We start from the raw sequence: 18,907 nt of genomic DNA, 5'->3' as shown, positions 1-18,907 counted from the left end.
TTTGCTGCCAGCCTGCTCGAACATGGGTTTCCTTTCCTTTATCTGGTTAATCTGCACTGCGGACGCTGATTCTGCGCCGTATGCTGCAGTGCGTCAACCGCTTTTCATGGCGCAGGCACCAACGTTGTTATTTTGTCTCAGTCCCGCCAGCCATGGCTTTTTCCTTGGCGATGCGGGCGTCGAGCTTGGCTTCATTTTTGGCAGCGTAGTGGCTGCACGCCTGCGCATCGATGAAGGGATTCGGGGTGACGCCTTCCAGCAGTTGCGTCAGCTTGCGGTCGCCGTCCGAGTGGTCAGGGTGGGCCGAGATCAGGATGTCGCACGGCAGTTTGGCGAAGTCCTGCATGACGCGGCGGAAGGCCGGCGTCAGGTCCGCATGGCGTTCATCGGCCAGGTAGTGAAAATCGTCGGCCGCCACCGGCGTGAGGCTCGCGCCAAACACCACGTTCAGGCATTCCTGGCGCTCCGCATCCTCGCACGACACCCAGGTCCAGCTGGTGCTGCCCGGAGTATGGCCAGGCGTATGGCGCGCCGTGATGGTCACGTCGCCCAGTTGCAGGGTTTCGCCATCGGCGATCTCGCGCACGTTTTCCACGGCCGGCATGGGATCGATTTCGCCTGCTTGCGGATCTGCGGCGAGCACCGCTCCCGCGCGCAGCGCTTCCGCGCCCAGTGGGCTGGCGATCACTTGCGCGCCGCTGTCGCGGGCCAGGGCGGCGATGCCGCCCGAATGATCGAAATGCGCTTCCGTACTCAGGATGAACTTGATGTCTTGCAGGCGAAAGCCCAGTTCGAGGATATGTTCCTTGATGGCGGCCACCGATTGCGGCAATGCGCCATCGATCAGGATCAAGCCTTCGCGCGTGTCGACCAGCACCACGCTCAAGCCGCCCACGCCCACGTAATACGTGTCGCCGTGAATGCGTGCCGGCTGCTGCGGGCGGTTCCACTGCGCCGCATACGGCGAGGCGATCGGCTGCGTCAGGGGATCGATGGCGGGCGTGGCGGCATGCGCCGTCAACGGCAGCGCCATGGCGGCCAGCGCAATACTGAGCAAGGTCTTGGGAAGGAAGAAAGGCGGCATGCGGCTCCAGGAAGATAGGCGGTATGAATCAATGCCACAGGGTAACGTCGCTACCCTCGCGCGGTCAAGCAGACGGACGCAGCGACTTGCGCTACGATAGAGGCCCATAGACTGCCGCGCGCCTAGTCGCCTTATTGCCATGCGTTTGCTGATCCTGTCCGACCTGCACCTGGAAGTCTGGGGTGAAGACACGCCCGCCATCGACCTTGCCGCCAGCCGCCCCGACGCGGTGATCCTGGCCGGCGACATCGACACGGGCAGCAATGCCATCGCCTGGGCCGCGCGCACCTTCGGCGCCCTGCCCGTGCTGTACGTGCATGGCAATCACGAGGGGTATGGCCACCAGCTCGAACAGATGCAGGACGCCGTGCGCGACGCCTGCGCCAGCGCCAATGCGCACGGCGCCAACATCCGCCTGCTCGACGGCGACGCCGTGGAACTCGGCGGCGTACGCTTCCTCGGCGTCACGCTGTGGACGGATTTTTTACTCTTCGGCGCAGAGCGCCGGGAAGAAGCGCTCAACGCGGCGCAAGCCTACATGCCCGACTACAAACGCATCAGCACGGGCGGCAACACGCCCCGCCTGCTGTGCGCCAGCGACACGGCGCAGCTGCACGCGCAGCACCGCGCCTGGCTTGAGCGGCAGCTGGCGCAACCGTTCGATGGCAAGACGGTCGTCATCACGCACATGGCGCCGTCGATGCTGTCGGTGGAAGAGCAGTATGCAGACAACCTCGGTTCACCCGCCTTCGCCTCGCAGCTGGACGCGCTGGTGGCGCAAGCGGACCTGTGGGTGCATGGCCACATGCATGCTTCGCTCGACTATCGCATCCGGGCCTGCCGCGTGGTGTGCAACCCCTGCGGCTACAAGCGGCCGGATGGCACGCCCGAGAATGAACGCTACGATCCCGGCTTCATCGTCGACCTGGCCAGCGCGGTTTAATTTTTCCGATAGCGCAGCTGCACCACGCCGCTGGGCAGCTGGCGCGTGCCGTCCAGCCGCCAGTCGCTGCGCGGCAAGCCATCCTCGAACAGGCGCACACCCTTGCCCAGCACCACGGGCAGCACGGACAAGGTGACACTGTCGATGACGCCTTCGCGCAAACCAGCGCGGATGACGGCGCCGCCGTCCAGATACACGTGGCGGCACCCCTCCTCTGCCAGCTCCCGCAGCACTTCCCGCACGCTGCCTTCACGGCGCTGCTCGCCATGGCGCGGCGCGAAGTCGCGGTGGCTCAGGACCACCACGCGCTTGCCCGCATACGGCCACGGCGCAAAACCCAGCACGGCGTCATAGGTGGTGCGCCCGATCAGCAGGGTATCGACCTGCGCCATCAGGGCCGTGTAGCCGGTAGCCTCGGGCGTATCGGGCGCCAGCTCGGCCAGCCAGGACAGGTCGCCGTTTTCTCCCGCGATGCAGCCATCGAGGCTGATGCCGAGAAAAACGCTGACGAATGGTTTATGCATGAAATTCTCCGAATTTAATTCTACAGTGTAGAATTATGCCCATGAAAACCGTAAAACTTCAAGCCACTGAAAATCCGGCGCGCCGCGCGGGCCGTCCCCGCCGCGCCGCGCCCGCGCTGGACAGCGCCGGCATCCTGCAGGCGGCCCTGGCCCTGCTGGAAGAAAAAGGCGAAGCGTTTTCCATGCGCGCGCTGGCGCAGCGCCTGGGCGTGGACGCCATGGCCCTGTATCACTACTACGCAGGAAAAGAGGAATTGTTGCTGGCCTTGATGGTACAGCGTTTTGCCGCGCTCGACCCGCGCCAGCCGCCGTTTACGCGGCGCCAGTCACCACCACGGCGCCTGCTCGCGCTGTGCGCGCTGTACCTGGAACTGGTCAGCGCCACGCCGTATTTCGTCCGCCTGATGGCGCGCGGGCTGGTAGAGCAAGCCGATGTGGCCGAGCGCTTTACGGCGCTGTTCGAGCTGGCCCTGGACGGCCTTGATCTGCCACAAAAGATCCGCCTGCGCGGCCGCGACGCCATCGTCGATTTCCTGCACGGCTATGCGCTGGCGGGCAGGCCGGCCAGCGAGACCGGCTGGCATGCTTCGGTCAGCCTAATTTTAGCGGGTATGCACACACAAGCGCGAGTATCCACTCTCAAACTTTGACTAAACTATCACACGCATAATAAGTTGACAGGGCATGAATATGCTTCACCGTCGCACCTATTCATGCGCCCAAAATACATACTCACGTTCAGCAACAGCGGTGGCAAGGCTGGTACGAATTCGTAACTTTCCTAGGTATCCTCACCACAAACAACTCTCACTGATACAGAGCCATACGATCACCACGATAAAAACACTCATAAAAATAGAACACATTTCCGGATACATGTTGTAGAATTGTCGTGCGTCTACGATTACCACCCTGCTGCAAGGGAAAAATCGCCTGCAAAACTAATTGCACATACAATCTTAATTGCCGAAAATAGCAAGCAGCATGCTTACTGAAAATAATAATTTCAGCGGCTCCCCTATTAGGAGTATGTGATGTTTAGTATCGAATCTGTCCTCAAAGCATTTAAATACCTCGAAGATAAATCCAACTCTAGCTTGTCGCATTGCAAGATGCTAAATGTGCGGGCAATTGCACTAGGGTATCAAAGCTATCATCATTTCAGAGAAACCCTTAAAGGACTTCCAAAGGATGAGTTCGGCAAGGTTTCGTTAAGAGTAATGCGAAAGATATGTCAAAATCGCATGCCCCTACAAAGCTGCGCTTATTACGAATTCCACTCCCTTCCCAATCGGGCCACTGGATTTTATAGTCACTGGATCGGTTGGGATGAGGAAGGTGAAGAAGTTAGAGCACCTAGACCGTTAAATGGAACTTCGACAGCCAAAGGATTGCGCGAGGCAATGAGTGCACCTGTATATGTTATAGAGACACTTGCCGAATTAAATGTATGGCGTCACATATGGCACTCAACTGCACTGGTACCTGAAGCGCTAGCAAAAGAATCTTTTGTTAAAGCATTTGATAAAGAAAAATTTGTCTCACAAGATCCGCCAATTGAAATTATCCGAAACAAGATAAGCAAATACAATAATAATTTTGCAGCACTTGATTGAAATTTATAGAATAGCGTATTGATGAAATACAATTTCATCAATACGCGATATCGAAATTATGAAATACTAAAAAAATAGATCTTTATCGATATAATTCAAAATTATACGAACTGCTTGAAGTCGGGCTTGCGCTTTTCAAAAAAAGCCGTAAACGCTTCCTTCGCTTCGGCGCCGCCCAGCATGGCGCTGAACAACTTGTTTTCGTCGGCGATGGCGGCCTTCATCGGCTCCATGCGGCTTTGCTTCATCAGGCGCTTGGTGGCGCGGATGGAGGCGGCCGGCAGGGCCGCCAGCTTGGCGGCTTGGCCTTGCGCGAAGGTCATCAGCTCGTACAGGGGCACGACTTTCGACACCAGGCCCATTTCCAGCGCTTCGCTGGCCGGGAAGGACTCGCCCAGCATCAGCTTTTCCGCCGCGCGCGGATAGCCGGCCAGTTGCGTGAGCAGCAGGCTGGAGCCGAATTCCGGGCACAGGCCCAGCTGCGTGAACGGCATCGAGAAGCTGGCATTGTCGGCCGCGTAGACGAGGTCGCAGTGCATCAGCAAGGTGGTGCCGATGCCGATGGCGGGGCCGGACACAGCCGCCACCACGGGCTTGCTGCTGCCGTACAGCGCGCGCATGAACTGGAACACGGGACGGTCATGGTCGAGCGAGCCATCCTTCGGGCGCGCCGTCTTCATGAAGTCATCGAGGTCGTTGCCGGCCGTGAAAATCTCGCGCTTGCCGCAGATCAGGATGGCGCGTACGGCATCGTCCGTCTCCGCCGCCACCAGCGCATCGGCCAGGGTCTGGTACATGGCGCCCGTGATCGCATTCTTGCGTTCCAGGCGGTTGAATTCCAGGGTCAGAATGCCCTCGCTCTTGCTGCACAAAATATCCATGTCGTCTCCAGAATGATCAAGGGCGCCGGGGTAATCCCGCAGCGCCCTGTTGTATTACTTTAGCCCGTCGAACTTAGACGCGCTCGAAGATGCCTGCTGCGCCCATGCCGGCGCCCACGCACATCGTGACCATGCCGTACTTTTGCTTGGTGCGCTGCAGTGCGTGGATCACGGTGGCGGCGCGGATGGCACCGGTGGCGCCCAGCGGGTGGCCCAGGGCGATCGCGCCGCCCATCGGGTTGACCTTCGATGGATCCAGGCCCAGGTCGCCGATCACGGCCAAGGCTTGCGCTGCAAACGCTTCGTTCAGCTCGATCCAGTCCAGCTGGTCCTGCGTGATGCCGGCGGCGGCGCAGGCGGCGGGAATGGCGAATTTCGGACCGATGCCCATGATTTCCGGCGGCACGCCGCGCACGGCGAACGAGGAGAATTTCGCCAGCGGGGTCAGGTTGTGCTCGCGCAGGATTTTTTCGCTGACGATCAGCAGCGCGCCGGCGCCGTCGGACATCTGCGAGCTGTTGGCGGCGGTCACGCTGCCCTTGGCGGCGAAGACCGGTTTCAGCTTGGCCAACGACTCCATCGACGAATCGGCGCGTGCGCCTTCATCCGTGTCGACGGTGCGGCGCGATACGTCCACCTGGCCGGTGGCCAGGTTCGGCGTGCGCGTGATGATTTCCACTGGCGTCGTTTCCGCCTTGAAGAAACCGGCTTGCTGCGCGGCGATGGCGCGGCGGTGCGATTCGACGGAGAACGCGTCCTGCTGTTCGCGCGACACTTTCCATTGCTGCGCCACTTTTTCGGCCGTCAGGCCCATGCCGTAAGCCATGCCGATGTTCTCGTCGCTGAACATGTCCAGGTTCATCGATGGGTGGTGGCCCATCATCGGCACCATCGACATCGATTCGATACCGCCGGCGATCATCACGTCGGCTTCGCCCACGCGGATGCGGTCAGCCGCCATGGCGATGGCCGTGATGCCCGAGGCGCAGTAGCGGTTGACGGTAACGCCGCCGACGGTTTTCGGCAAGCCAGCCAGCAGCACCGAGTTACGCGCGATATTGAAGCCCTGCTCCGCTTCCGGGAACGAGCAGCCGATGATCGCGTCGGTGATCAGCGCCGGGTCCAGGCCAGGCGCTTGCGCCAGGGCCGATTGCAGGACGCGCACCAGCAGGTCGTCCGGGCGGGTGTTCTTGAACATGCCGCGCGGCGCCTTGCCGATCGGGGTGCGGGTTGCAGAGACGATGTAGGCGTCTTGAAGTTGTTTGCTCATTTTATGCTTTCAAAGATGTTGAACGAGGTTCGTGTTCTGTCGAATATCCGGGGTACTGGCTTATCGCTTCTGCGACAAATACCAGTCCACCGTCACCTGTGCCGCCAGCGTGCCTTCGGCATCGAAAATATCGACTTCCACGGGAAACGCCACCTTGCCATCCTGCGCCAGCTGCGCCTTCAAGGCAGCCAGGTCGCCCGGCACGCGGCCTTCGGCGCGCGTCGCCCCCCGGGCCACCTTCTGGTACCGAATGCGCGACTCCTTGGCCACCGGGCGCAAGCCCAGTATCAACTCGGCGAAGCCGCCCGCCATGGCCGCGCCGGAAGCCGTTTCGGCCAGGGTAAACAAGGCGCCCGCATGCTGCGTGCCCAGGTGGTTATGCAGTTTGGGATCGTCCGGCATCGACACCTTCGCGGTGCCGGCGCCGATCTCGTCGATGCTGATGCCCAGCAGCCGCACGAAGGGCAAGGTGTCCATCATCTGTTGTTTGATACGGTCATACACCATGCTTGGCCTCACGCGCAGCAGTACTTTAAATACGAGGGACAGGATCGTCATCGACGCTGTGCTTAGTTGCGTACCGGCTTACCGGTCTGCATCATGCCCATGATCCGTTCCTGGGTTTTCGGATGATTCAACAGCTCCAGGAATGCCTTGCGTTCCATATCCAGCAGCCACTGTTCGCTGACGAAGCTGCCCTGATCCACGTCGCCGCCCGATACGATCTCGGCGATCATCTCGCCCAGCTTGAAATCGTGCGCCGAAATGAAGCCGCCGTCGCGCATGTTGACCAGCTGCGCCTTGATGGTGCCCCAGCCGTAACGACCCGTCACCTGGATCAGCGACGGCAGTTGCGGACGGAAGCCCGCGTCGAACATGGCGCGTGCTTCGACCTTGGCCACATGCAGCAGCTCGTAGGCGTTGAACACGATTACGTCGTCTTCCTTCAGGTAGCCCATTTTTTTCGCTTCCAGCGCCGATTTCGACACGTTGGCGGTGGCTGCATTGGTGAAGCCCGTTTTCAGGAATTGCAGGATGTCGTTACCCTTGGCTTCCTTGTAGGCGCGCTGCGCCGCTTCCTTCAAGCCGCCGCCGGCAGGAATCAGGCCCACGCCCACTTCCACCAGGCCGATATACGACTCGATCGAGGCCACGCGCTTCGACGCATGCAGCGCCAGCTCGCAACCGCCGCCCAGTGCCAGGCCCGCCACCGCGGCGATCACCGGCACGTTCGCGTATTTCAGCGACATGAAGGTATTCTGCAGTTCGGCGATGATCGGATCGACGGCTTTCACGCCGCCTTGCATGAACGCCGGCAGGGCCGATTGCAGGTCGGCGCCGGCCGAGAAGGCGCCGCCTTCGGCTGCGTCGGCGTGCCAGATCACCAGGCCCTTGAAGTTCTTTTCCGCTTCGGCCAACGCCAGTTTCAGGCCGTTGATCACGCCTTCGCCGATCACGTGCATCTTGGTCTTGAACGAGATGATCAGGACGTCGTCGCCCGTATGCCAGACGCGCACGGATTCGTCTTCGAAGACGGTGGTGCCGGCGGTCTTGCCGTCGATGGCGCCGCTGCCCAGGACTGGCGCGCGGAACGGCTGGCGGTCGTACACGGCCAGGGTCGAACGGGGTACGAAGCTGTTCGACACGGCGGAGTAGGAACCTTCCGGCGTGTGCACGCCGCCTTGTTCAGCGACCGGGCCTTCGAAGACCCAGGCTGGCAGCGGTGCATTGCACAGCGCGTGGCCGGCGTCGATGTCTTCCTTGACCCAGTTGGCCACTTGCAGCCAGTTCGATGCCTGCCACGTTTCAAACGGACCGACGTTCCAGCCGAAGCCCCAGCGCATGGCGAAGTCGATGTCGCGCGCATTGTCGGCCACGGTGTCGAGGTGGATGGCGATGTAATGGAAAGCGTCGCGGAAGATCGCCCACAGGAACTGGCCTTGCGGGTTAGTCGATTCGCGCAGCGCCTTCATCTTCTTGACAGGATCCTTTTCCTTCAGGATGCGGGCGATGATGTCGGCAGCCTTGGCGCCGCCAGCCACGTATTCACCGGTGGCGAAATCGAGGCGTTGAATTTCCTTGCCGACCTTCTTGTAGAAGCCCGCGCCGCTCTTCTGGCCCAGCGCGCCTTTTTCCACCAGCTGCGCCAGCACGGCCGGCGTCTTGTAGACGGCGGCGAACGGGTCGTTCGGCAGGTAATCCTGCATGGTCTTGATCACATGGCCCATGGTGTCCAGGCCGACCACGTCCGCCGTGCGGAAGGTGCCCGACTTGGCGCGGCCCAGCTTGGCGCCAGTCAAATCATCGACGACGTCCACGGACAGGCCGAATTTTTCGGCTTCGTGCACGATGGCCAGGATGCCGAACACGCCCACGCGGTTGGCGATGAAGTTCGGCGTGTCCTTGGCGCGGACTACGCCCTTGCCCAGGGTGGTGGTCAGGAAGCCTTCCAGCTGGTCGGCGATTTCAGGCTTGGTGAACCCGGTCGGGATGATTTCGACCAGGTGCATATAGCGCGGCGGGTTGAAGAAATGCACGCCGCAGTAGCGCGATTTCAGGTCGGCGTCGAAGCCTTCGGCCAGCTTGGTGATCGACAGGCCCGAGGTGTTCGAGGCGAAAATCGCGTTCGGGCCGATGTGCGGGGCGACCTTTTGATACAGGTCGTGTTTCCAGTCCATGCGCTCGGCGATGGCTTCGATGATCAGGTCGCAACCGGCCAGCAGGTCCAGGTTGTCTTCGTAATTGGCCACCTGGATCAGCGCGGCGTCATCCTTGTTGCCCAGCGGTGCAGGCGACAGTTTTTTCAGGTTCTCGATGGCGCGCAGCACGATGCCATTCTTCGGACCTTCTTTTGCCGGCAAGTCGAACAGCACGACCGGCACTTTCGCGTTGATGCAGTGGGCGGCGATCTGCGCACCCATCACGCCGGCGCCGAGGACGGCTACTTTTTTAACGATGAAATTGGTCATATTTTCCTCAAGTCTTAGAACAGGTCTGCGTCGAGTGCCATCAGGTTGGCCGAACCGGAACGCGCCTGACGGATCAGGGTTGCCGTCTCAGGCTGCAAGCGGGCGAAGTAGAAACGTGCGGTAGCCAGTTTGGCGGTGTAGAACTTGTCGCCGCTGGACTCTTTTTCGAGGGCGATCTTGGCCATCTGCGCGAACAGGTAGCTGTAGATCATGTGGCCGACGACGCGCAGGTAAGGCACGCATGCCGCGCCCACTTCGTCAGGATTCTGGAAGGCCTTCATGCCGATTTCCATGGTCAGCTTGGTGACTTTGTCGCCCAGGTCGCCCAGTGGAGTAACGAATTCGCTCATCGCTTCATCGGTGCCATTGTCTTCGACGAAAGCCTTGATCTTCTCGCCGAACTTGCGCAGCTTGGCGCCATTGTCGCCGAGGATCTTGCGGCCCAACAGGTCCAGCGACTGGATCGTGTTCGTGCCTTCGTAGATCATGTTGATGCGCGCGTCGCGCACATACTGCTCCATGCCCCATTCCGAGATGTAGCCGTGGCCGCCGAACACTTGCATCGCGTCCGAGGTGGCGATCCAGGCGTTATCGGTAATGAAAGCCTTGATGACGGGCGTCAGCAGCGCCACTTCGTCGGCGGCTTCCTTGCGCACGTCGGCGTCCGGGTGGTGCAGTTCGCGGTCGATCTGCAGCGCCACGTACGAGGTAAAGGCGCGCGCGCCTTCGGCGTAGGCTTTACCCGTCAGCAGCATGCGGCGCACGTCAGGGTGCACGATGATGCGGTCAGCCGGCAGTTCCGGGTTCTTGATGCCGGACAGCGAACGCATTTGCGTGCGGTCCTTGGCGTAGATCAGCGCGTTCTGGTAGGCGATCTCCGTCAGGCCCAGCGACTGCATGCCCACGCCCAGGCGGGCCGCGTTCATGAAGACGAACATGGCGTTGAGGCCCTTGTTCGGCTGGCCGATGATCCAGCCTTTCGCACCGTCCAGGTTCATCTGGCAGGTCGAATTGCCGTGGATGCCCATTTTTTCTTCGATGGCGCCGCAGGTGATCGGGTTGCGCTCGCCGACCGTGCCATCCGCGTTCGGCAGGAATTTCGGCACCAGGAACAGCGAAATGCCTTTCGAGCCTTCCGGCGCGTCCGGCACGCGGGCCAGCACCAGGTGCAGGATGTTTTCCGCCATGTCGTGCTCGCCGGCCGAGATGAAGATCTTGTTGCCGGTGATGGTCCAGGAACCGTCTGCCTCAGGCAGCGCTTTCGAGCGCAGCAGGCCCAGGTCGGTGCCGCAATGCGGTTCGGTCAGGCACATGGTGCCCGTCCATTCGCCCGACACCAGCTTCGGCAGGTAGACTTCCTTCTGGTGGTCGGTGCCGTGTTCCTTCAGGCACTCGTAGGCGCCGTGCGACAGGCCCGGGTACATGGACCAGGCCTGGTTCGACGAGTTCAGCATTTCATAGAACGAGTTGTTCAGCACGACAGGCAAGCCCTGGCCGCCATATTCCGGATCGCAAGCCAAAGCCGCCCAGCCGCCTTCGACGTACTGCTTGTAGGCTTCTTTAAAACCTTTAGGCGTGGTCACGCTTTTCGTGACGGGGTCGTGGTGGCAGCCTTCGCGGTCGCCGGAGTGGTTCAGCGGGAACAATACTTCGGAAGTGAATTTGCCGCCCTCTTCCAGCACCTGGTTGATGATGTCGGCGTCGACGTCGGCGTACGACGGCATTTGCTTCAGTTCTTCTTCCACTTGCAGGAACTCGTGCAGGACGAATTGCATATCCCGGATTGGCGCGACGTATTGACCCATAATTTTCTCCTGAAGGCGATTAGCTAAAGTGTTGTACTTGTAAGTGCGTGTGCGTTTGTTGCGGATACTGCCTGACGGCTTATTTGCTTGTGACGGAATTCTGGTACGACGCCAACAGGCGAATAAAGCCCGCTTGCGCCCGTTCGATGCTGCCCGGCACGCGCAGGAAGCGCGCATCGTGATGCAGGGCCAGGATCAGGCCATACATCTCGTACACCAGCTGCTGCGCGTCCGTGTCCGCTTTCAGGTCGCCTGTGGCGATCGATTGCTCGACACAGCGCAGCAGCGCGCCCTGCCAGGCCCGCACCATGGCCACCAGGGCCTCGCGGATGGGACCGGGACGGTCGTCATACTCGACGGCGCCGCTGATATAGATGCAGCCGGAAGCGATTTCCACGCTGACCCGCTTGACCCAGCGCGCAAACATCGATTGCAGGCGCTGGATGCCGCGTGGTTCTTTCATGCTGGGGAAAAAGACTTCTTGCTCGAAACGATAGTGGTAAAGCTTCAGCACTTCCATCTGCAAGTCTTCGCGCGAGCCAAAGTGGGCAAACACGCCCGACTTGCTCATGTTCATTTTGTCCGCAAGCAGCCCAATGGTCAGGCCTTCCAGGCCGTCGCGGCTGGACAGGTCCAGCGCCACGTCGAGGATGGCTGCACGGGTCAGTTCGCCCTTGCGCATGAATTTGACTGAAGTATTCAAGAGGTCCGTTCTAAAAGTGATGTTGCCGATTTGGCGGACTGAAGCGAGGGTAAAAAAAAGCACGCCTCGAAAAAATCCGAACGCTCGTACTATTATCCACTACCACGTAAAAGTCAAACGGGAACTTTAGAGCCGACGTTCTATTGGTGCGGCGCAGCATTTTTAGGCCGCGTGTTTGTATCGATTTCAGGAGGCAAAAGCGTCGCACACCCTTGCCTTACAACAACAGACGAGCCTCAGGAAAGGTCGCCTGCCTTGCTCAATTGACGGCGGTCGCGCTTGGTCGGCCGCCCCTTGATGGTGGTGCCCGGCTCGCGGAACAGCTTGCGCTCCTCGGCCAGCTGCTCGCGGCGGGCGATGCTGGCCGGCGTTTCGCCATACAACAGGCGCGCCACAGGCGCCGCGCCGCGCTTGTCGGACAGGCCCAGCACGGCCACTTCCCACGTCTCCGCACCATTGTCGATGGCCAGCTCGTCGCCCACGCGCAGGCTGCGCGCCGGTTTCACGCGCTCGCCGCCGACTTTGACCTTGCCCGTGTCGACGGCCTCGCTGGCCAGCGAGCGCGTCTTGAAGAAGCGCGCCGCCCACAGCCATTTGTCCAGCCTTACCGTTGTCATCTCGTTCATGCGTACTTGCCTACTGAAAAAATACGCATCACCAGCCGGTATACGAGGAACGCGGCTTCATAGCCGATGCGCCGGAAACGGCCGATGTGCTTGAAATCATCCTGGTGAATCACGATGCCGTCGGCCACGCCCTGCTCGATATGCTGGCGCAAGCTTTGCGCGAACGCCACATCCTTGATGACCACGTTCGCTTCCTGGTTCAAAAACAGGCTCAGCGCATCGATATTGCTGGAACCGACCGTCGCCCAGTCATCGTCGACGACGGCCACCTTGGCGTGCAGCTGCGTCTTGCGGTATTCGACGATTTTCACGCCGGCGGCCAGCAGCTTCGGATAAAACGAATGCGCCACGGCGTCCTGCATGCGGAACTCGCCCACGCCGATCAGCAGCACCACGTCCACGCCCCGCTGGGCCGCCTGGGCCAGGGCGCGGCGCAGCTTGTGGCCGGGCGCGAAATACGGGTTGGCCAGCATTACGCTTTTGCGCGCCTGGCCCAGCGCCTGCAGGTAGGCGCGCTGGATGGTGCGGCGGTTGCGCAGGTTGTCGCGCACGACAAAGCCGGCCACGACCGGGTTCTTCGCCAGCTCCTTGCTGACCACGCGCATCTTGCGGTACAACTTGATACGCCGCACCAGGTTCATCTTGCCCAGGCGCGCCCACTGCGCCTGCACTTCCTCGTGGATGGCGTCCACCAGCGGGCCCTTCACCTGCACGGCGAAATCCCAGCGCGGCGCTTCCAGGCTGATGCTGTGGTCGTAGTCGCAAAACATGTCGTCATTGATATTGATGCCACCCACCAGGGCAATTTCTCCATCGGCCACGCAAATCTTGCGGTGCGTGCGCGTGATGCCGCGCCGGAACCACGGATTGAAGATGCGGTGGTGCACGCCAGCCGCTTCCAGCTGCGCATGCATGGCCTTGACGCGGCGGTTGCCCGTGCCGAACCAGTCCGTGATCATGCACACCAGCACGCCGCGCGCGGCGGCACGCTTGAGCGCATCGAGCACCAGGGCGCCCGTGGCGTCGTCGGCAAAGATATACGTTTCGAAATAGACTTCCGAGCGCGCGCCGTCGATGGCGGCGACCAAGGCAGGAAAGTAATCGGTGCCGCAATACAGCAGCTGGATGTCGTTGTGGGCGATGAAATTGACTGTGCGCATGCCGGCAGTCTACGCGAGTTTCAAAGCAGCAACTATCGGCGCGTGGTCCGACAATTTGGCCCACAGGGTGCCGTGCATCACTTGCGCGCCTTCCACGTGGAAACCGCGCACATAGATGCGGTCCAGGCGGAACCACGGCAAGGCGGCGGGAAAGGTGCGCGCTGGCACGGGGATCGGCGTTTTCGTCTGGCGCCGCGCCAGGGTGCGCACCAGGTCGCCCAGGGCCGAGTTCGACGCCCGCTGGTCAAATACCTCCACCACGCCAAGCGCATTGCGCAGCTTGTCGCTGAGCGTGTTGCGCCAATCGTTGAAGTCGCCCGCGATGATGACGGGCTCGCCATTCGGCGCCGACTCCATGACGGCGTCGATCAGCGCCTGCGTCTGGCGGCCCCGCCCCGATTCGAACAAGCCCAGGTGGACGACGTAGCAATGCACGTCGGCCTGCGGCGTCTTGAGCACGCAATGCAGGATGCCGCGTTGCTCATAGGCATGGTCGGACACGTCGTGGTTGGTTTGCGAGGCGATGGGGAATTTGCTCAGCAAGGCGTTGCCATGGTGGCCATGGTCATACACGGCATTCATGCCGTAGGCCGAATGGTGTTCGGCGCCGGCAAAGAACTCGTGCTGCGACGCTTCCGGCCAATGCTTGTGGCCGTTCTTCTCGGCGCCATAGCGGGCCGCATTGCGGTCGTGCTTGCCTTGCACCTCTTGCAAGAAGACAACATCGGCATGGAACAGGGCAATCGCCTGCTTTAAAGCATGCACGCGGGGCAAGCCCCGCACGGAAGAGACGCCCTTGTGTATATTATAAGTCGCTACGCGGATTTTCATGCATTGATTCTACTCCCAGACAGGCCCCGCGCGGCGCCGGCGTAGGTGCGCGTGCGCACCTAAATACCCACAATCAGGCCAGCATGCGTCCCACGCCCGCCGTCACGCTGACGATCAGCGCGGTAATGCCGGCCGCCCAGACGATCTTGACCAGCAAGGGCGCGCCGCGCCAGGCCACGGTGCGCTTGCCCTTGGCAAACGCGCCCGGATGCAGCAGCCAGCCGATGGCCATCAGCGGCATGCCGATCGGCGGCGTGCGGCCGGGCACGGTCGAGCTGAACAGCAGGAAGATAAAGCACAGGCAAAAAACGATGCCCAGGGTGCCCAGCAGTTTTTGCTGCGTCGTCAAATGTAACCAGTTCAACATGGAATGCTTTCTAGGGAAATCAGGTGGGGCGCGCCAGGCCCGTCATGGCCGGCAATTGCAAAATCGCTTCCGCGTTGGACGACGAGAAACAGCGGTCGGCCGCCGCCAGATAAGGCAGCCACACGTACTGCAAATGCTCGCGCGGGCTCAGGGTGATGGCGACGTCGCGCGGCACTTGCACGCTGAACACGTGTTCCGTGTTGCGCGTCACGCCCGGCGCATAGCGGTGGCGCCAGATCGGATAAATCTCGTACACATTCGACAAGTTCCAGTCGCGCAGCACGATATCGTGCCCATCGGCAACGATGCCCGTTTCCTCGCACAATTCGCGCGCGGCCGTCTGCAGCAGCGGTTCGTCGACGGCATCGACGGAACCCGTCACGGATTGCCAGAAACCGGGCTGGCCCGCACGCTCGATCAGCAAGACGTCAAGGTCAGCCGTATGGATGACGACCAGCACGGAAACGGGAATTTTATGGCTCATATCAAGAATGAAAAAGGCGCCACAACAGCGCCTTTTTTTGCATAGCGGATCAAACCGCGGCCGCCTGGGCAGCCGCATGCTTCATTACACTACTTTTGGCTCGGCGCTGCGCAAACGGATGTGCAGTTCGCGCAGTTGCTTCTCGTCAACTTCCGACGGCGCATGGGTCAGCAAATCTTGCGCGCGCTGGGTTTTCGGGAAGGCGATCACGTCGCGGATCGATTCGGAACCCGTCATCATGGTCACGATACGGTCCAGGCCAAATGCCAGGCCGCCATGCGGTGGCGCGCCGTATTGCAAGGCGTCGAGCAGGAAGCCGAATTTCAGCTGCGCTTCTTCGGCATCGATCTTCAACGCACGGAAGACCTTGCTTTGCACTTCTTCGCGGTGGATACGGATCGAACCGCCGCCCAGTTCCCAGCCGTTCAAGACCATGTCGTAGGCCTTGGCGATGCAGGCGCCCGGATCGCTTTCCAGCATGTCTTCATGGCCGTCTTTCGGCGCCGTGAACGGATGGTGGGTCGCCGTCCAGCGGTCCGCTTCTTCGTCGTGCTCAAACATCGGGAAGTCGACCACCCACAATGGCTTCCACACGTCTTCGAACAGGCCGGCTTTCTTGCCGAACTCGCTGTGACCGATTTTCACGCGCAGCGCGCCGATGGCGTCGTTGACGACCTTGGCCTTGTCGGCGCCGAAGAAGATCAGGTCGCCGTCTTGCGCGCCCGTCTGCTCGAGGATCGTGGCCAGTACGTCGGCAGGCAGGAACTTGACGATCGGCGACTGCAAGCCTTCAGGACCCTTGGCTTTCTCGTTGACCTTGATGTAAGCCAAGCCCTTGGCGCCGTAGATGGCAACAAATTGCGTGTAGGCATCGATTTCCGAACGGGGCATGCTGCCGCCTTGCGGTACGCGCAGGGCCACCACGCGGCCGCCCTTCATGTTGGCGGCGCCGTTGAAGACCTTGAATTCGACCGACTTCATGACTTCGGTCAAGTCCGTGAAGGCCAGCTTGACGCGCATGTCCGGCTTGTCGGAACCGTACAGGCCCATCGCTTCGGCAAAATCCATCACCGGGAACGGGTTCGGCAAGTCGATGTTCAGCGTGTTCTTGAAGACGACGCGGATCATGTCTTCGAACAGGTCGCGGATTTCCTGTTCCGTCAGGAACGAGGTTTCGCAATCGATCTGCGTGAATTCAGGCTGGCGGTCAGCGCGCAAGTCTTCGTCGCGGAAGCACTTGGTGATCTGGTAGTAACGGTCGAAGTTGGCCACCATCAACAGTTGCTTGAACAACTGTGGCGATTGCGGCAAGGCGAAGAAACTGCCAGCGTTCACGCGCGACGGCACCAGGTAATCGCGCGCGCCTTCTGGCGTGGACTTGGTCAGCATAGGCGTTTCGATATCGATGAAGCCCAGCGCGTCGAGGTACTTGCGCACTTCCATCGTCACCTTGTAGCGCAGGCGCAGGTTGTTTTGCATTTGCGGGCGGCGCAGGTCCAGCACGCGGTGCGTCAGGCGCGTCGTTTCCGACAGGTTGTCGTCGTCCAGCTGGAACGGCACGGGCACGGAAGGGTTCAGCACTTCCAGCTCCGAGCAGACTACTTCGATCTTGCCCGATTTCAAGTTGTTGTTGATCGTGCCTTCGATACGGTTGGTCACGACGCCCGTCACACGCAGGCAGAATTCGTTGCGCACGGCTTCGGCGACCTTGAACATCTCCGCTTGTTCCGGGTTGCAGACGATTTGCACCAGGCCTTCACGGTCGCGCAAGTCGATGAAAATCAGGCTGCCGTGGTCGCGGCGGCGATGTACCCAGCCGCACAGGCTGACGGTTTGTCCCAGCATGGCTTCGGTAACGAGGCCGCAGTATTCAGTACGCATAGACATAAAATTCTCAGTTCAGGTTAGTGAGTGTTCAATCCGGCCACGTCCCGCATGGGACGCCTGCCTTTATTCTTTGGCTGCCGGGGCCGGTACAGCAACAACTTCCGCAGGCGCCACCACGCCCATCGAGACGATATATTTGAGCGCCGCATCGACGCTCATGTCGAGTTCGACGACATCGCTGCGCTTCATCATCAGGAAAAAGCCCGATGTCGGATTCGGCGTCGTCGGCACGTACACGCTGACATAGTCGCCCACCAGGTGGTTTGCCGCATCGCCGCCCGGCACGCCGGTCAGGAAAGCGATGGTCCAGGAGTTCTGGTGCGGATACGGCACCAGCACGGCCTTGCGGAAGGCATTGCCCGACGGTGAAAACAGGGTATCCGACACTTGCTTGACGCTCGAATACAGGGAATTGACGATGGGTATGCGTTGCAGCAATTTTTCCCACAGTTTCACCACGTAATTGCCGACCAGGTTATTCGTCAGCAAGCCCGTGAAGAACACGATCAGTACCGTCAATACCGTGCCCAGGCCGGGAATGGTGCTCAGCGCCGGAATCTGGCGGCCGAACCAGACGCTGGGCTGCGTACTGCCGGGCACCAGCAACAGCGACTGGTCCATCGTACTGATGACCAGATTCAGGACCCAGGCCGTAATGGCCAGGGGTACCAAAATCAGTAATCCGGTAATAAAGTATTTACGCATCGGTTTCTCGGTAAGGGATCGTATCGGCGCGGCGCGCTTTTCAGTCCGCTTTCGGCGCAGCGGCAGCCGGGGCGGGCGCAGGGGCTGCGGCAGGCGCGCTCTCGGCGGCCGGGGCAGGTTTGGCGTTATCGGCCGGGCCCGTCGGGATGGCCGTGGTAGGCGCCGTGCCGCCGCGGAAATCGGTCGCGTACCAGCCGGTGCCCTTCAATTGGAAACCGGCGGCCGTCAATTGTTTCTTGAAACTGGGCTTGCCGCACGACAGGCACACCGTCAGTACTGGATCGGAGATCTTTTGCAAGACGTCCTTGGCAAAACCACACTCGTCACAACGGTAAGCGTAAATCGGCATCTCTACTCCGAGAAAATCATCAAAAACCCTGAATTATAAAGCTTTTCCGCCATTCCCAGCGGAAAATGCCCGGCCGCGACCGTTGCCGCCTCAGTCTGCCCGGCGGCGCCAGCTCATCCAGCGCTCCTTGCCGGCGAAGACGGCGATGGAATCGTCGACGGCGTCGTCGGCCAGACAGTCGAAATGCGGCGCCAGCAATTCCTGGAGTTTCTCACGCGACATGCCGAACGGCGGCCCCTTCGCATTGTCGTCAAAGAAAAAATAGCCGGCCAGCATGGCACCGGGCGCCAGCAGCTGCGCCCAGCGGGCCGCCACTTGCGGCCACATGGCGCGCGGCATGGCGCACAGGAATGCCCGTTCATAGATCAGGTCCAGCGGCGCTGCGGGTTCCCAGGCAAAGAAATCCGCTTCCACCACCCGCCCTGCCCGCTCACCCAGCTGGATGCGCGCGGCCGCCACGGCACCGGGCGAAAAGTCGATGGCCGTGGCATCCCAGCCGTGCTCCAGCATGAAGACCAGCTCATACGCCGAGCCGCAGCCGGGAATCAGGCAGCGCAGCGGCGCCGGGCTGCCGGCCACGAAGCTGCGCAGGCGCGCGGGCACGCCGCCATGGTCCCAGGGCGTGAATTGCTTCTCGAAACGCTCGTCCCAGAAGGCGGGCGAGAGCGGGTCGCGGGTATGGAAGTCAGCCATCACTTACGTC

Annotated in this window: 20 protein-coding genes; 3 read left to right on the top strand and 17 right to left on the bottom strand. The window is 61.0% G+C overall.

Annotated features, from left to right (window positions below):
* Window positions 1–127: 127 nt before the first annotated feature.
* Window positions 128–1,084 (bottom strand): subclass B3 metallo-beta-lactamase, encoded by a 957-nt coding sequence (bla, locus tag BZG29_RS03810; RefSeq protein WP_077399007.1) that lies wholly within the window; start codon window positions 1,082–1,084, stop codon window positions 128–130.
* A 139-nt stretch (window positions 1,085–1,223) separates the two neighbouring features.
* On the opposite strand from bla, the gene BZG29_RS03805 reads away from it, so the two are divergent.
* Window positions 1,224–2,027 (top strand): metallophosphoesterase family protein, encoded by an 804-nt coding sequence (locus BZG29_RS03805; RefSeq protein ID WP_077399005.1) that lies wholly within the window; start codon window positions 1,224–1,226, stop codon window positions 2,025–2,027.
* On the opposite strand, the gene BZG29_RS03800 is transcribed toward BZG29_RS03805, so the two are convergent.
* A complete protein-coding gene (locus BZG29_RS03800; RefSeq protein ID WP_077399003.1) occupies window positions 2,024–2,551 on the bottom strand; it encodes a dihydrofolate reductase family protein in 528 nt (175 codons plus the stop codon). The genes BZG29_RS03805 and BZG29_RS03800 overlap by 4 nt on opposite strands.
* A gap of 41 nt (window positions 2,552–2,592) precedes the next feature.
* Here BZG29_RS03800 and BZG29_RS28380 point away from each other — a divergent pair, with 41 nt between their 5' ends.
* Window positions 2,593–3,201 carry a TetR/AcrR family transcriptional regulator gene (locus BZG29_RS28380; protein WP_171984933.1) on the top strand — a complete coding sequence of 203 codons (609 nt, stop codon included), beginning with the start codon at window positions 2,593–2,595 and terminating at the stop codon, window positions 3,199–3,201.
* Between the two features lie 384 nt (window positions 3,202–3,585).
* Entirely contained in the window at window positions 3,586–4,167 is a 582-nt protein-coding gene (locus BZG29_RS27635; RefSeq protein ID WP_150130795.1) for a hypothetical protein, read from the top strand.
* A 101-nt stretch (window positions 4,168–4,268) separates the two neighbouring features.
* Here the strand turns inward: BZG29_RS27635 and BZG29_RS03790 are convergent, their stop codons facing one another.
* From BZG29_RS03790 to BZG29_RS03720, 15 genes are all read right to left on the bottom strand, one after another.
* Window positions 4,269–5,048: an enoyl-CoA hydratase gene (locus BZG29_RS03790; RefSeq protein ID WP_077398999.1), complete on the bottom strand. Its 780-nt coding sequence runs from the start codon at window positions 5,046–5,048 to the stop codon at window positions 4,269–4,271.
* A 73-nt stretch (window positions 5,049–5,121) separates the two neighbouring features.
* A complete protein-coding gene (locus tag BZG29_RS03785) occupies window positions 5,122–6,318 on the bottom strand; it encodes an acetyl-CoA C-acyltransferase (protein WP_077398997.1) in 1,197 nt (398 codons plus the stop codon).
* Between the two features lie 60 nt (window positions 6,319–6,378).
* Window positions 6,379–6,876, bottom strand: a complete 498-nt coding sequence (locus BZG29_RS03780; RefSeq protein ID WP_253192772.1) for a YiiD C-terminal domain-containing protein — start codon at window positions 6,874–6,876, stop codon at window positions 6,379–6,381.
* An 11-nt stretch (window positions 6,877–6,887) separates the two neighbouring features.
* Window positions 6,888–9,287 carry a 3-hydroxyacyl-CoA dehydrogenase/enoyl-CoA hydratase family protein gene (locus tag BZG29_RS03775; RefSeq protein WP_077398993.1) on the bottom strand — a complete coding sequence of 800 codons (2,400 nt, stop codon included), beginning with the start codon at window positions 9,285–9,287 and terminating at the stop codon, window positions 6,888–6,890.
* 14 nt (window positions 9,288–9,301) lie between these two features.
* A complete protein-coding gene (locus BZG29_RS03770) occupies window positions 9,302–11,092 on the bottom strand; it encodes an acyl-CoA dehydrogenase C-terminal domain-containing protein (protein ID WP_034753387.1) in 1,791 nt (596 codons plus the stop codon).
* 79 nt (window positions 11,093–11,171) lie between these two features.
* A complete protein-coding gene (locus BZG29_RS03765) occupies window positions 11,172–11,774 on the bottom strand; it encodes a TetR/AcrR family transcriptional regulator (RefSeq protein ID WP_034753385.1) in 603 nt (200 codons plus the stop codon).
* Window positions 11,775–12,031: 257 nt separating this feature from the next.
* The gene (locus BZG29_RS03760) at window positions 12,032–12,421 is read right to left on the bottom strand and encodes an RNA-binding S4 domain-containing protein (protein ID WP_077398991.1); all 390 of its coding nucleotides are present in this window, start codon (window positions 12,419–12,421) and stop codon (window positions 12,032–12,034) included.
* The gene (gene clsB / locus BZG29_RS03755) at window positions 12,418–13,581 is read right to left on the bottom strand and encodes a cardiolipin synthase ClsB (protein WP_077398989.1); all 1,164 of its coding nucleotides are present in this window, start codon (window positions 13,579–13,581) and stop codon (window positions 12,418–12,420) included. Before clsB ends, BZG29_RS03760 begins: the two co-directional genes overlap by 4 nt.
* 9 nt (window positions 13,582–13,590) lie before the next feature.
* Window positions 13,591–14,412 (bottom strand): endonuclease/exonuclease/phosphatase family protein, encoded by an 822-nt coding sequence (locus BZG29_RS03750; protein ID WP_077398987.1) that lies wholly within the window; start codon window positions 14,410–14,412, stop codon window positions 13,591–13,593.
* A 73-nt stretch (window positions 14,413–14,485) separates the two neighbouring features.
* Window positions 14,486–14,779, bottom strand: coding sequence for a hypothetical protein (locus tag BZG29_RS03745; RefSeq protein ID WP_077398985.1), 294 nt, complete (start codon window positions 14,777–14,779; stop codon window positions 14,486–14,488).
* Between the two features lie 19 nt (window positions 14,780–14,798).
* Complete coding sequence (nudB, locus tag BZG29_RS03740; protein ID WP_077398983.1) at window positions 14,799–15,263, bottom strand: dihydroneopterin triphosphate diphosphatase; 465 nt, start codon at window positions 15,261–15,263, stop codon at window positions 14,799–14,801.
* Window positions 15,264–15,347: 84 nt separating this feature from the next.
* Window positions 15,348–17,144: an aspartate--tRNA ligase gene (gene aspS / locus BZG29_RS03735; RefSeq protein WP_070221635.1), complete on the bottom strand. Its 1,797-nt coding sequence runs from the start codon at window positions 17,142–17,144 to the stop codon at window positions 15,348–15,350.
* 69 nt (window positions 17,145–17,213) lie between these two features.
* The gene (locus BZG29_RS03730; RefSeq protein ID WP_077398981.1) at window positions 17,214–17,855 is read right to left on the bottom strand and encodes a DUF502 domain-containing protein; all 642 of its coding nucleotides are present in this window, start codon (window positions 17,853–17,855) and stop codon (window positions 17,214–17,216) included.
* Window positions 17,856–17,895: 40 nt separating this feature from the next.
* Window positions 17,896–18,204: an FmdB family zinc ribbon protein gene (locus tag BZG29_RS03725; protein WP_077398979.1), complete on the bottom strand. Its 309-nt coding sequence runs from the start codon at window positions 18,202–18,204 to the stop codon at window positions 17,896–17,898.
* 90 nt (window positions 18,205–18,294) lie between these two features.
* On the bottom strand, window positions 18,295–18,897 hold the full coding sequence (locus tag BZG29_RS03720; RefSeq protein ID WP_077398977.1) for a methyltransferase: 603 nt from the start codon (window positions 18,895–18,897) through the stop codon (window positions 18,295–18,297).
* Window positions 18,898–18,907: the final 10 nt, after the last annotated feature.

Source organism: Janthinobacterium sp. LM6, from assembly GCF_002002885.1.
Lineage (GTDB): Bacteria > Pseudomonadota > Gammaproteobacteria > Burkholderiales > Burkholderiaceae_D > Janthinobacterium > Janthinobacterium kumbetense.
Note: the sequence above shows the minus strand (reverse complement) of the source record. Positions and strands in the feature narration are given on the sequence as shown.